Origin of the sequence: Brevibacillus choshinensis (genome assembly GCF_016811915.1) — a bacterium.
Taxonomy (GTDB): domain Bacteria; phylum Bacillota; class Bacilli; order Brevibacillales; family Brevibacillaceae; genus Brevibacillus; species Brevibacillus choshinensis_A.
In genome coordinates this window covers 303537-316465 of sequence record NZ_CP069127.1, presented here as the reverse complement: position 1 = coordinate 316465, position 12929 = coordinate 303537, and the positions used below count along the sequence as shown (strand labels likewise).

Here is a 12929-nt window from a genome sequence, read left to right as displayed (position 1 = left end):
TTTTTCACCCACTCGGCTACTGATCGCAAGCCGATAAGTCCGGATAGCCTGATCCTGCTACCACGACTTCCTTATCATTCCCAATCTTTTTAAGCCAATAGGTGAATTATCCTGAAATCATATATCTTTAATTTGAGATATACCAGCAAAAAAAATCACTTTTTCAAATTAGCTGCTCGAAGTCCTGTCTCCTTTAATAACTCGATCAGCGTCATTTTTTGATCCTCGCTTACGCCTTCAAACAGCATCTGGATAACGGCGCGATGCTGTGGGAAGATCTCATCCATCAGCTCTCTCCCTTTTGCCGTGATGGAAGCAAAAACGACCCGTCGATCCTCCTGGCATTGCCTTCGCGCAAGCAGCTTCTTGGATTCAAGCTTATCGATCACATAGGTCGTACTGCCGCTCGCCAGCAGGATTTTCTTGCCGATGTGCTGAATGGGCTGCTCGCCTTTGTGATATAAAAGTTCCAGCACCATAAACTCGGATGGATTTAATCCGTATCGTTTCATATCCTCCGTCACGACATCGCTGATGGAGCGATACGCTCTCGACAGGATCACGAACAGCTTTAACGAGAGCTCGTCGTTATGGCCATCGTCTCTTCTCACAGAACCAGATCCTTTTATAAATTATCTTTAATTCGAGATAATTGTATGATGAATTTTCCACGTTGTCAACTGCATCTTTTTATTCTTTGAAAAGACAGACCATCCCTGCTATTTTTGCGGGATGGTCTTTGTTGGAGCTCAGTTGGGTGATACTTGCTCTGCAGCGCGGTGCTGCTCCGGCTTAACCGCACGCTTCAGGAAAAAGGAAGCGAGCAAAGCCACGACAACCAAAGCAAAAGCCAAAAGGAACGCGCTTTTCATGCCTGCGATCATCGCCAGCATGCGCAGCGTTGAATCGTCCTGCCCAGGTGCGGGATTTTGCATATAGCGACTGGTGCCATTCATCATCACGGTCACCAAGAGTGCTGTTCCGACTGCTCCAGCTACCTGCTGCAGCGTCCCGATGATGGCCGTGCCATGCGGGTACATCGGTGGAGGGAGTTCATTCAGCGCATTGGTCATCACCGGCATCATCAGCATCGAAATGCCCAGCATCAGAAGCGTATTGAGCACCATGATCGTGCTGTAAGAGATGGTCACGGTAATGAACGCAAATTGCAGGAGAGTATTGGCGATCAGGATGAGGCCCACGATCGCAAGCCACTTCGCTCCGAATTTATCGAACAACCTGCCGGTAATGGGTGACATGATGCCCATGATGATTCCGCCCGGCAGCATCACTAATCCAGCCTCAAACGGACTGTAGCCCAAGGCATTCTGGAGAAAGATCGGCAATAGCATCATCGCAGAAAACATCGCCATCATGACAATGATCATGATCAGCGTCGAAATACGAAAAATCCCGTATTGGAATGCACGCAGGTCGAGCAGCGGCTCCGCTATCTTTAACTGCCTGAAGGTAAAGAAGACAAGCGACAAGACCCCGATCGCAATGGGCAGCAGGACCCCATAGCCTGACCACCCTCCATGTCCTTCACTCGCGCTGCTAAATCCGTACACAATTCCCCCAAATCCCAGGGTTGAGAGAAGCAGAGATGCCAGATCGACCTTGGGCTTCGTTGTCTCTGTCACGTTTTTCAGTCTGGAATAGGCAAATATCATCACGAAGACAGCGATCGGCAGCACTCCGTAAAAAAGGTATCGCCAACTGAAGTGCTCCACGATGATTCCGGACAATGTCGGACCAATTGCCGGAGCAAAGGTAATGACAATTCCGATCGTCCCCATGGCGGATCCTCTTTTTTCGAGCGGAACAATGGCAAACACCACATTTGTCAGCAGCGGGAAAAGCAGACCTGTACCGGATGCCTGAAGAATCCTTCCCAAAACCAGCAGGGAAAAACTTGGTGAAATCGCGGCAACGAGTGTTCCGAGTGTAAACAAGCCCATGGCTGATAAAAACAGCGCTCTGGTCGTGAATCTCTGGAGTAAAAAGGCGGTTACGGGGATGAGCACACCGATGATGAGCAAATATCCCGTAGTCAGCCATTGAGCGGTGCTGGGCAAAATCCCGAGGTCCGCCATGATTTTGGATAACGCTACATTCAGAAGCGTTTCATTGAGAATCGCCACGAACACGCCCAGAATCATCACCATGACCACCATGAAGTTTCCTTTGCTCCCAAAAGTCCCTCCCGCATGTTTCAAGTCCTGCTGTGTGTCCACAATCGTACCCCTTTCCGTGTTGAATGGATCGCATTTCCCACCCATATCAAAAACACGCAGAAATTTCAGCTCCCCCATTCTAGCCTGAAATAAAGAAGGACATTTCTTCTCGATTGCGGTGTTGGGTAAAAAAACAAGGTTTTCTTTTACAAACGTACGTTCTCAGTTTTATAATCAATTTGCGGGCAACACTGGGAGAGAGACCCATTCTCGCAACGAACGGTAAGACCCATTTTAATTAGCCAAGGAGCTGAATGATCATGACAATGCGCCTGACTCCCTACCTGATGATGGATGGCAACGCAAAAGAAGCCATCGCGTTTTACCAAAATGCACTGGAAGCCCAGGTTCTCTTCCAGCAAACATTTGGAGAAATGCCGCCAAATCCTGAATTTCCTCTGCCAGAAGCAGCCCGCGATCGCGTTTCGCATGCAACGATCAAGATCGGAGAATCCGAGATGATGTTCTCGGATACATTCCCAGGTCAGCCTGTCCAAATCGGAAATCAGGTCACCATTTGCCTCTCTACCGATTCTCCTGAAAAATCCAGACAATTTTTTGATGCTCTGCAAGATGGCGGCACTGTCATCATGCCCCTTCAAGAAACATTCTTCAGCCCAGCCTATGGAATTGTGACGGACAAGTTCGGAGTGTCCTTCCAGCTCTATACGGAAGGCAAACACCATATGTAATAGCCAAAAACCGAGTCACCCAGACGGACGACTCGGTTTTTCTCTTTATACGAGGCTAGTTTTTGCTGATTGCGTCGCACTGTTAACTGACCCACACTAGAGCTGAATTTGTCGCCTGCCATTTCCCTCCCAGCCATTCCAGCGTCACTGCCACTCCGATAGCCCCTTCGCTTGAAGCGTACTTGGAAGTATATAGAACAGCCTTCTGATCCGAGATCCTCACTTTATACACGCGCAGCAACGGTCCATCGAGCACTTTTGTGTCGGGATTGAACATGCCTTTTTCTCTCAGCTCTTCCAATGACGCTTCCAGAGTCCTTGTCTTGTACTTTTCAAAATAACGGAACACTTGATTCTTTGCCGCAGCATCCAGCCCCGGCAGATCGCCCACGTCGCAGGCGATGTATTTCATCTTGGAATTGAGAGCATCATCCAATGGCATCACTGCATCAAAAGCCACGCAAAGCCAATCGGCTGCATCCTTTTCGAGCAAGGAAGAGGCTGCACTCGTGAAAAGAACCCCCTCTGGATCATCGATTTCCTCAAATACATACATCTTGGTGATCGTCGGAGTGCTGCTTTCTCCGAAGTAATACTCTTCTTTTATCGGCAGACCTGTGTTCGGGTCAACGTAACCAACATTCACCGCAGTCAGACCGTCCCCTGTCTTGTACAATCTCTTCAGGGCATTCACCTGTCTGCCATTGAACATCGTCGTGCCCGTGCGCTCCCAGCGAGCACCGTTGTACCACCTGACAGTCGCTTCAAACAGCCGATTTTTATTATTCCGTATATTGTACGGGTCGAGGATGTCCCTGTTGAATTCTTCTTCCTTTCCTTGGCTGCGGGACACTTCAAACATCTTTTCTTTTTGGTAGAGAACAACAGACCGATGCTGATTGACTGCCTTTACAGCTTCGTCTGCCAGCACATATTCGACGATATCGATTCGGGTGTGCTTTTGCTGGATGTCCTGCCAGGTGTCTGCGATGATGATGCCCTCCGAGCTTTTGGTCATGATTTGCATGTGCTGCACGTTATGCTTTGGAGCAGCCGACGCTTGTTCCATCGCTTGCGCATCCAAAGCGCATGCCAGCAGGAGCCCCCAGACCATGAACCATGCGAGAAACTTTTTCATATGCATCCCCCTCTTTGTATCCATATTTTTACAGACGCCTCAAAAAGGGAATGGTTTCGCTTTTCACTCCTTTTCTATTTTGACTGGCAGGCCAAAAAAGAACCGGTCCCTGTAAAAAAGGAACGGTTCCTCCTCTATTTGCCGCTCACAGTCTAGTTCCTCGCAGCCGCAGCGCGTTTAGAACGACGGATAGCGAGCTAAACGCCATCGCAATCCCCGCAACCCACGGAGCCAAGAAGCCGATCATCGTTGCCGGGATCGCCACAGTATTGTACAAGAGTGCCCAGAATAAATTTTGACGGATGTTCTTCATCGTTTGCTGACTGAGAAGGAACGCTTGGACGATTCCCATCAGTTCTCCATGCATAATGAGGACATCAGCGGAGTCTTTGGAAATATCGGCTCCTGTCCCCAGCGCAATCCCGATATTGGAAGCCATCAGAGCCGGCGCATCATTGATTCCGTCTCCGACCATAGCGACCGTTCTCCCTCGCTTTTGCAGCTCAAAAATGATTTGCGCCTTTTCTGCAGGCAGCGCTCCGGCATGTACTCGCTGAATTCCTGCTTGCTTGGCAATGCTCGATGCAGTCTGTTCATTGTCCCCCGTAATAATGAGGACGTCCTTCCCGAGTCTTTTCAATTGACGGACCGCGAGCTCGGCATCTTCTTTTAACGGATCAGACAGCGCGATGTAGCCCGCGAGCTGATTATCGATCGCGACCAGCATGATGATTTTCCCCTCAGCTGCGTGTGCCAGTATGCGTTCCTGCACAGGCGATACGTCAATGCGATGGCTTTTCATGAGCTTCGCAGAGCCTGCGATGACAGAATGACCATGGACGCTGGCCATGATTCCATACCCTGGCAATGGGGTAAAGTCGGTCGGAGCAGGTATCGTCGCCCCTCGATTTTTCATGTAGGTGACGATCGCAGTGGCCAAGGGATGCTCCGATGTGGTTTCGGCTGCAGCCACCAGACGCATAAACTCTTCCTTGGGCCAGCTTCCCGTGTGTATGTCGATGACCTCGTGCTTGCCTTTTGTCAGGGTGCCGGTTTTGTCCAGTATGACGGTGTCTACCTTTTGCAGGGTCTCCAGGAACTTCCCCTGCTTGAATAAGATCCCCAGCTGAGCCGCCCGACCGGACGCGACCAGAATGGACATCGGCGTGGCCAGCCCCAGAGCACATGGGCACGCGATGATCAGTACGGCAATCGCCTTTTCCAGCGATTGCCCAAAATCCTGCATCGTAAACAGGTAGTACCAGGCCAAGAAGGAAATCACCGCGATCGTGATGATGATCGGCACGAAAATATCCGTCATCTCGTCTGCCATGCGCTGGATCGGGGCTTTGGACATCTGTGCTTCCTCTACCGTTTTGATGACTTGCGTGAGCGCCGTTTCATTGCCTACCTTGGTCGTCTTTACTTTCAGCCACCCGTTCTGGTTCAAGGTCGCTCCGATGACCGTCTGTCCGCTTCCTTTCTCGACCGGCAAGCTTTCTCCCGTAAAGATAGACTGATCTACCGTCGATTGTCCTTCGATGACGAGTCCATCCGTGGGAATCCGCTCGCCTGGTTTGACGATAAAGATATCCCCGACGACCAGCTGAGACACGGGAACTGTCATCATGCCGGTCGGACGCACCACGTTGGCTACTTTTGGCTGCAGATGGTGCAGCTTCCGGATTGCATTTCTGCTCCGATCCTTGGCCATCGCCTCCAGATACTTGCCCAGCAATAAGAAGGTAAAAATGACGGCACAAGTCTCGTAATAGAGGGAAAGGTGGGGGAGTGCATACGAAGCGTTGAAAGTAACGTAATGACTATAAAAAAAGGCTGCCGATGTGCTCAGGACCACTAAAACATCCATGTTGGCCGACCTATTCTTCACTGCATTCCAGGCCCCGACATAAAACGGATAGCCGATCCAAAACTGAATGGGGAACGCCAACGCTAATTGAAAGTAGGGATGGAGAAAGAGAGGAGGCACCCAGATGAACGAGGACAGGGAAAAATGAGCTGCCATTGCCCACAGAAACGGAATCGTAAGGATGCAAGAAATGAAAAAGCGGCGGAACAAGTCATCCTTTTCTGAATGCGCATTTCCCTCTTCCTCCGGCTTTGCCTGATAGCCTAGCTTTTCGATCTTCGCAATGATCGCTTGATCGTCCAGCTGCTGATCATCATACGACACGCGAGCCTTATTCGTGGCCAAGCTGACTTGGACATCTATGACTCCACTTGTTTTGGTCAGTATTTTTTCGATTCGACTCGCACAGGCTGCACAAGTCATTCCCGTGACCTGATAGGTTTGTCTCGTGGTCATCCATTGAACACCCCTTTTGTACCGACCGCATGTCCCGCTGTAATACGTATGCGTGACCAAAGGGAAATAGAAATGAAAACGAATCTGCACTGCCGCCAGGCGAAATTTCGAATGGAACGCTCGTTTTCCGAATACGATATGGTGCTTGCATTACGGAGAGAAAGCGGTGATCCTTTGAAACGAGCTTTTCGCCTGCTTGTCCTGCTCTTTGCTGCCATTCTGTCGCTGTCGGCATGCTCCTCTTCTCATTCCGGTCACCCCGAAGCTTCCCCGCCCGCTTCCAAGTCAGGGAAGCTGACCTTGCAGGAATTTTCTTTGCCCATTCACGTGTACGTTCAACCCGACCCACCCAACATTCTCAAAGAGAGCGAATTGCATATCGTCCTCCCCAGTGATCAGGCGGACGCATGGAAAAATGCCAAAGTCTCGGTCACCTTGTCGATGCCGAGCATGGATCATGGAAATACGCAGGCGACGGCCGAGTACAAGGAAACAGGAGAGTTTGTCGCGAGCATCGTCCCTACAATGGTAGGGGATTGGAGAGCTGATATTACTTTCGAAAAGGAGGACAAATCCTCTACGGTGTCTTATGTCTTTGCAGCTGAGCCCTGATGGCTACCAGAGCCAAGGATTCACATGCGGAACCCAGCCATTAATCACCAGTCCGCGCATGATCGTGACCACTCCGATATAGATCGCGAGCAGATTGGCGAAAAGCAGGATTTTGGAACGCAGCGCTCTGGATAACACGGCGGAAAAGATCCCCATCAGCAGCAGGGCAGGCAATGTGCCGATCCCAAAAAAGGCCAGCGTGAGAATCCCTTCCAACACACTGCCAGAGGCGGCTGCTTTCATATGCATGGTATAGGTCAACCCACAAGGCAAAAACCCGAGCAGCAACCCGCTGAAGAATACCGGCAGCACGCCGGGGCGGGCTTTTTGCTCCTCCAGCCACCTCTGTGCGACAGGCACCTGCAGAATGGACCACTGACTGAGCGGCAAAGCGACCTTCTTGAAGACCCAGAGCAAGATCAAAAGCCCCCCCACCACATTCGCGATTCCCTGAAAACCGACGATCGCCCCTGCTGCATCCACGAACGAGCCGATCACCCCCATGAACGCCCCTACTCCCATATACGTCACGATCCTGCCCAGATTATAGGCCATGACCGTTTGCAGCATGGAAGATTGGGACTGGAGAGTCCAGGCAGACATGATACCTCCGCACATGCCGATGCAATGAGGAGCGCTCAAGAGTCCCGTCAGCGTCAGGAGCAGATAATCGTACAAGCTCGTATGCATGCGCCGATCCCTTCCTTTGATCCGGTGTGTTGTCCTCTCTTTTAGTTACTTCTCACCCCGGCGGTTTATGACTGCAAAAAGCGTGTCGCTGTTTTTCAAAGGACGGGATCCCCCCTTTCCATAACAAAACTGCCAGAGCGTATCTGGCAGTATCGAGGGGTGCAGCTTCTATTTGCTGAAAAGCGTCTTGCCCATGCAAATGCTTTCCTCGCTGTTCACATAAGGTTCAAATCGATCAATGATGGCATAGCCTACGCTGTCGTATAGGGAAACCGCTTCAGGCTGATTGGTTCCTGTCTCCAAAATCGCGCGCTCTTTCCCGATCTCCACCGCCCACGCCTCCAGTTCCCTCAGGATTTGCTTGGCGATCCCTTTTCCGCGTGCTTCTTCCTTGATGTACATTCTTTTGATTTCCACGACGCCATTCTCTGCCCTTTCCCGAAAGCAGCCGCACCCTACCGGAATGTGATCGGCATAGGCGACAACGACCTTGGCATCCAGCTTGATGACGTTGAACGGTGCAAAGGATTGCTGCGTTTCCGGGTATCGGTTCCACAGGTCTTTGTCCAGCAATTCCACTAATCCATGAAAGTCTGGATGATCGGCAGAGGTTCTCATCAGGCTGATCATAGTCTAAACATCTCCAGTCAAAATAGGATGCGGGCGACGCCTTGTTCTTTCTTTCATAGTAGCACGCCATTCCGTCCCTCTCAACACCTGATGTTAGGTAATATGACACGAAAGTAACGAAGGGTTCAAAACTCGCAGTTTAATCTCGCTTCGTTAGTCCGCCAGAGCCCGATTGATCGTTGCCCTCGCTTCTTCTGCGACTTTTTCATCCCCGTCATCGATGGCTTGCATCCAAATCAGCATAGGAATGTAGATCGCCATCATGCGAGCCAGCTGCTTGGTCGTTTCGTCCACTTCCCCGTAAGCTGCGAAAAATGCCGAACGGGCCTGTGGAGGCAAAAAACTGTAGGCGACGCTCACATCACCGGCAGGATGGCCTACATTCATATCGCCCCAATCGATGATGCCAGACACTCTTCCTCGCTCGTCCACCAGCATATTTTTAAAGTGGAGATCTCCATGCAAGAAGACGTCGCTTTGCGGCAATGCCTTTGGCTGCACCACCTGATTCAAATAAGCCGTCATGGCGCGCCTTTCTTCCTCTCGCATATGTGGACTTAAATCGGAATAAAACTTCTCCATTTTTTCTTTCCGCGTCGCGATATCCCTGAGCCTGCGGTGGTCATGAGGGGCTCCGCTCTCTCTGGCCAGCTGAGTCGGAAAGCTGTGCAACTGTTTTAAAAAACGACCTAGTGCAGCTGCAGAAAGGGCACGCTGCTCATCGGCCACACCGAGAGGAAATTCGCCTGTGACATAGTGATAGCCCAGAAAAGGAACCGGATACTCGGCCGTCTCTTTCCCGTAAAAGAGTGGCTTGGGATAGGGAATGGTCACATACTCTGCAAGCTTGGGCAAGAGCTGACCTTCCATTTTGATCAGATCCACAGCAATGGTTCTGCGCGGAAACCGAAATACATACTCGTCTCCGATCTGGTACACGGTATTGTCCCACCCATTGCCCAAACGCTTGATCCTTTTGGAGCCTAGTTCAGGAAACTGGCTATCGATCAGCTGTCCTACCAGCTCATCAGAGATCTCCCAATCAGCATCCCATTGATTCGCTTTTCCCATGCGCTGCCCCTCCCCGGAATTGTAGTATGGCCATTATAGCATCTACCTGAAAATCTATTCCTTTTGAAACGTTCCTCCAGATCGCTCGTCAAAAGGTATGTACGATCAGACATCTAGCTGAGGTGAATGTGATGAATGTAAGACGCACAGTACTGGTTCTCTCTACCTTTGGATTTCTAGCGCTTTCTACGAACCTGCATGCTTTTGCAGCAACAGCGCCGTTTACAGATGTAAGTCAAGTGGCCTCAAAGGAGATCATCACCTCTTTGCAGCAAAGGGGTTACCTGCACGGTGTAACGGATCAGCAATTCCAACCTGAAGCTACCATTACAGCGGCCCAAGGCATCCAGCTGATCGTCAATGCGCTTGATTTGAACATCGATGGTATTCGCTTCATTCAAGAACCGAAAGCAACGAATTATTTCGCAAAGGCCGATAACGATGCGTGGTATGCCCCTGCGTTGATTATTGCCGCGAACAATGGATTAAAACTCCCGGCTGACTTGGACCCGGACAAGGAATGGTCACGCGAAGAATTCATCTACCAGCTGGTCTCAGCCGTTGAGCAGCATGTGAATCTCCCTATGATCAACATCGTTCCCGTAGAAATAAACGACGGGGATGCGCTCGATCCAAGCTATCAGGGCGCCATTCAAAGGGCTCTGGCTTTTGGTGTCGCCAAGCTCGATGCCGAGGGCAACATGCATCCCAAAGATGTGATCAGCCGCAGCGAAGCAGCTGAGCTCATTTACGGCGCCATTGAGTATCTAAAAGCACATCCTGCCCCTGCGGCAGATGCCATGCAGCCATAAACCGAACCACACAAGGAATCAAAAAAGACGCTTCCCAAGGGAGCGTCTTTATCATTTCAGAACATATGTTCTTTTTCCGAAACATTTCAAGTAAACGCGGGTATTCTCGGCTTTCATATTATTAGTATAACCGATTCTGAATGTTAAGTCTATATTTTAACCGGATCATGCTCTATTGTTAGGTATACCCGGCCGGGGTGGCAGCAACAGAAGCAAGGAGGGTATCATGCAAATCCGGTTATGGAATCACAATTTAAAGGTCCGGTTAATCGGGGAAGCGCTGTTTAACATGCTGTTTTGGATGTACTTCCCCTTTATCACCGTCTATTTTGGTGCCGCTTTAGGCAACCACATTGCAGGCATGTTGATGGCCATCCCGCCAATCTTCAGTCTGCTCGGAAGTCTTCTCGGAGGAGCGCTAGCCGACCGATTAGGACGGCGCCCCGTCATGCTGCTGGGGGCGTCACTCCAAACGGTGATGTTTGCCCTTTTCGCCGTGTCCTCCTCTCACTGGATCGATTATGCCGCCTTTATCGGCATTGGTCTGGGCGGAGCCTTTTATCGGCCTGCAAGCACCGCCATGGTCGCAGATCTGGTTCCCACTCAGCATCGTCGTGAGGTATTCGCGACGTTTGTAACAGCCAATAACGTCGGTTCCGTACTCGGGCCAGCGCTGGGAGCCGTTTTCTTTTTTCACTACCGGCAGGAGCTGTTATGGACCTGCGCTGCCGTCCTGCTGCTGTACACGATTGCGCTTTTCACCACCGTGCACGAAACCTTTCCGCGCATGACCATGGCAAAAAACCCGGCTGATTCGACTACGATTGCGAACGTATGGAAGGAGCAGTGGAAAGGCTACGGCATCATTTTCCGCGATCACGTATTCCTGATTTATACGTTGGCTGGCATCTTTGCCTTGGTTCCCATTATGCAACTGGACCTATACTTATCCGTGTATGTGATCCACCACGTGCCCGCCCAACCGCTGTTCCCCTGGCATGGTGACTCCCCCCTGTTATCCAGCACAGAGATCTATGGATGGCTGCTGGGCTTTAACGGTCTTTTGTTCGTCCTGTTTATCCTTCCGGTTACGAAATGGCTCCAGCACTGGAGAGACCGCAATGTCTTCATTCTCTCCTCGCTCTTGTCCGGAGTGGGAACCTTCGCCCTCGGGCTGAACACTCATTTCTGGTTCTTGTTTATCGTCACGATCATCTTCACCTTTGGAGAGATGGTACGCTCTCCGGTGACGCAGAGCTTTATTGCCCGCTACGCCCCCGAGCATGCCAGAGGACAATACATGGGAGCTGACAGCCTGCAAGGAACGATTGGCAAATTTTTAGCGCCGCTGACGGTTACTCTGTCCAATTGGGTTCCTCCTATGGGGATATTCAGCATCATCTTGGTGTTTGCGCTCATCAGTGTTGGCTTGTATGTTTGGTTGTTTCGGATTTATGTGGAGGAGTCGGCCGAGGAATGAACCAGATGCTGGCTGCCGAAAAAACCGCCACGACCGCGAGCAACCAAAACGCCTGCCAGCTGCTGCCTAGCGGATAGGCCAAAAACATGCATGCCGCGGCTCCGAACAGCAGCATTGTCTGCAGCACCTGACGACCAAGCTTTGGCTGGCGCAGAAAGACGAGACCGGCATTGACCACGATAAAACCGCACAGCAAGCCCAGCCCCGCTAGCAGCTGCAGGAGATCCTTGCAGCAGCGCCTGTGCCCTTCACAGAAGTCATGTTCAACAACCCCTTGTGAATCTCGCCATTTTGCTTCCCCTGCGGCAATCAGCTCCGCTTTTCTCTCCCTGCTGAGCATGTGTTCCGCCAGCAGCGCTACGCAGAATTTTGCCGCGCCGTCCGCTACCGCATTTACATTGGCCGATGAAACGGTTGGCTCTTACAGTTCTGCATAAAATCGGATAATTCAACCATAATAAAAATCGCATGACCTGATCGATCCCCAAACGTACAGAGGAGCAGATGATTATGAAAAACAAATGGATGCTTTCCTTACTGTTAACCTCAGCGCTCGTTTTTTGTATGATGCCGGCAGTAGCACCTGTTCAAGCCAAGGAAGTCGAGAAGAAGGATTCGGCTTGCCTCAGCCCAAAAATGGTGCAACTGAAAGGTGATATGCAGAAGGTTTGGATCGACCATACGATATGGACCAGGAGCTATATTGTCAGCGCCATATCGAATCGCCAAGATCAGCAAGCCGTATTGGATCGGCTTTTGCAAAACCAGCAGGACATTGGGAATGTAATTAAGCCCTATTACGGAGAAGCAGCAGGGAATAAGCTGGCTGAGCTTTTGAGAGAGCATATCTTGATCGCAGTGAAAATTGTAGCAGCAGCCAAATCGGGCAATCAGGCGGATGTGAAAAGGCTTGAGGCAGATTGGCATAAAAATGCCGATGAAATCGCCAAATTTTTGAGTGCTGCGAACCCGAATTGGCAGTTTAAAACACTGCAAGATATGCTTTATACGCACCTTCAGTTGATTACTGAAATTGTCCTTGCTTGTCTCAAAGGTGATTGGAAAGGTGATATTGCTGCAACGGACAAAAACGAGATCCATATGATCCGTTTAGCAGACATCCTGACAGAAGGCATTGTTAAACAGTTTCCGGATAAATTTTAAGTTTTCAGACACCTATTTTCCTAAACGAAAACACTTCCTAATCATATGGACTACATGCGATTAGGAAGTGTTTTATT

Annotated in this window: 13 protein-coding genes; 5 read left to right on the top strand and 8 right to left on the bottom strand. The window is 50.5% G+C overall.

The features are described from left to right. Window positions 1–155: 155 nt before the first annotated feature. Together JNE38_RS01870 and JNE38_RS01865 are read right to left on the bottom strand one after the other, a co-directional pair. On the bottom strand, window positions 156–611 hold the full coding sequence (locus tag JNE38_RS01870) for a MarR family winged helix-turn-helix transcriptional regulator (protein WP_238933531.1): 456 nt from the start codon (window positions 609–611) through the stop codon (window positions 156–158). 138 nt (window positions 612–749) lie between these two features. Next, window positions 750–2237: an MDR family MFS transporter gene (locus tag JNE38_RS01865; RefSeq protein WP_238933530.1), complete on the bottom strand. Its 1488-nt coding sequence runs from the start codon at window positions 2235–2237 to the stop codon at window positions 750–752. A gap of 260 nt (window positions 2238–2497) precedes the next feature. On the opposite strand from JNE38_RS01865, the gene JNE38_RS01860 reads away from it, so the two are divergent. Further along, on the top strand, window positions 2498–2929 hold the full coding sequence (locus tag JNE38_RS01860) for a VOC family protein (RefSeq protein ID WP_203354996.1): 432 nt from the start codon (window positions 2498–2500) through the stop codon (window positions 2927–2929). An 82-nt stretch (window positions 2930–3011) separates the two neighbouring features. Here the strand turns inward: JNE38_RS01860 and JNE38_RS01855 are convergent, their stop codons facing one another. Continuing rightward, window positions 3012–4067: a hypothetical protein gene (locus JNE38_RS01855; protein ID WP_203354995.1), complete on the bottom strand. Its 1056-nt coding sequence runs from the start codon at window positions 4065–4067 to the stop codon at window positions 3012–3014. 145 nt (window positions 4068–4212) lie between these two features. Continuing rightward, window positions 4213–6393 carry a heavy metal translocating P-type ATPase gene (locus tag JNE38_RS01850; RefSeq protein WP_203354994.1) on the bottom strand — a complete coding sequence of 727 codons (2181 nt, stop codon included), beginning with the start codon at window positions 6391–6393 and terminating at the stop codon, window positions 4213–4215. Window positions 6394–6465: 72 nt separating this feature from the next. Between JNE38_RS01850 and JNE38_RS01845 the strand changes: the two genes are divergently transcribed. Beyond that, entirely contained in the window at window positions 6466–7005 is a 540-nt protein-coding gene (locus JNE38_RS01845) for a FixH family protein (RefSeq protein ID WP_203354993.1), read from the top strand. Window positions 7006–7008: 3 nt separating this feature from the next. Here JNE38_RS01845 and JNE38_RS01840 read toward each other — a convergent pair whose 3' ends face one another. The 3 genes from JNE38_RS01840 to JNE38_RS01830 form a co-directional block, all read right to left on the bottom strand. Then, entirely contained in the window at window positions 7009–7695 is a 687-nt protein-coding gene (locus JNE38_RS01840) for a sulfite exporter TauE/SafE family protein (protein WP_203354992.1), read from the bottom strand. A gap of 168 nt (window positions 7696–7863) precedes the next feature. Beyond that, window positions 7864–8325, bottom strand: coding sequence for a GNAT family N-acetyltransferase (locus JNE38_RS01835; protein ID WP_203354991.1), 462 nt, complete (start codon window positions 8323–8325; stop codon window positions 7864–7866). A 153-nt stretch (window positions 8326–8478) separates the two neighbouring features. Beyond that, entirely contained in the window at window positions 8479–9396 is a 918-nt protein-coding gene (locus JNE38_RS01830) for a phosphotransferase (RefSeq protein WP_203354990.1), read from the bottom strand. Between the two features lie 131 nt (window positions 9397–9527). On the opposite strand from JNE38_RS01830, the gene JNE38_RS01825 reads away from it, so the two are divergent. After that, window positions 9528–10208: an S-layer homology domain-containing protein gene (locus JNE38_RS01825; protein WP_203354989.1), complete on the top strand. Its 681-nt coding sequence runs from the start codon at window positions 9528–9530 to the stop codon at window positions 10206–10208. 226 nt (window positions 10209–10434) lie between these two features. Beyond that, a complete protein-coding gene (locus JNE38_RS01820) occupies window positions 10435–11688 on the top strand; it encodes an MDR family MFS transporter (protein WP_203354988.1) in 1254 nt (417 codons plus the stop codon). Here the strand turns inward: JNE38_RS01820 and JNE38_RS01815 are convergent. Further along, a complete protein-coding gene (locus JNE38_RS01815) occupies window positions 11627–12028 on the bottom strand; it encodes a YwiC-like family protein (RefSeq protein ID WP_203354987.1) in 402 nt (133 codons plus the stop codon). The genes JNE38_RS01820 and JNE38_RS01815 overlap by 62 nt on opposite strands. Before the next feature lie 170 nt (window positions 12029–12198). Between JNE38_RS01815 and JNE38_RS01810 the strand changes: the two genes are divergently transcribed. Continuing rightward, entirely contained in the window at window positions 12199–12852 is a 654-nt protein-coding gene (locus JNE38_RS01810; RefSeq protein ID WP_203354986.1) for a glycosyltransferase, read from the top strand. Window positions 12853–12929 lie beyond the last annotated feature (77 nt).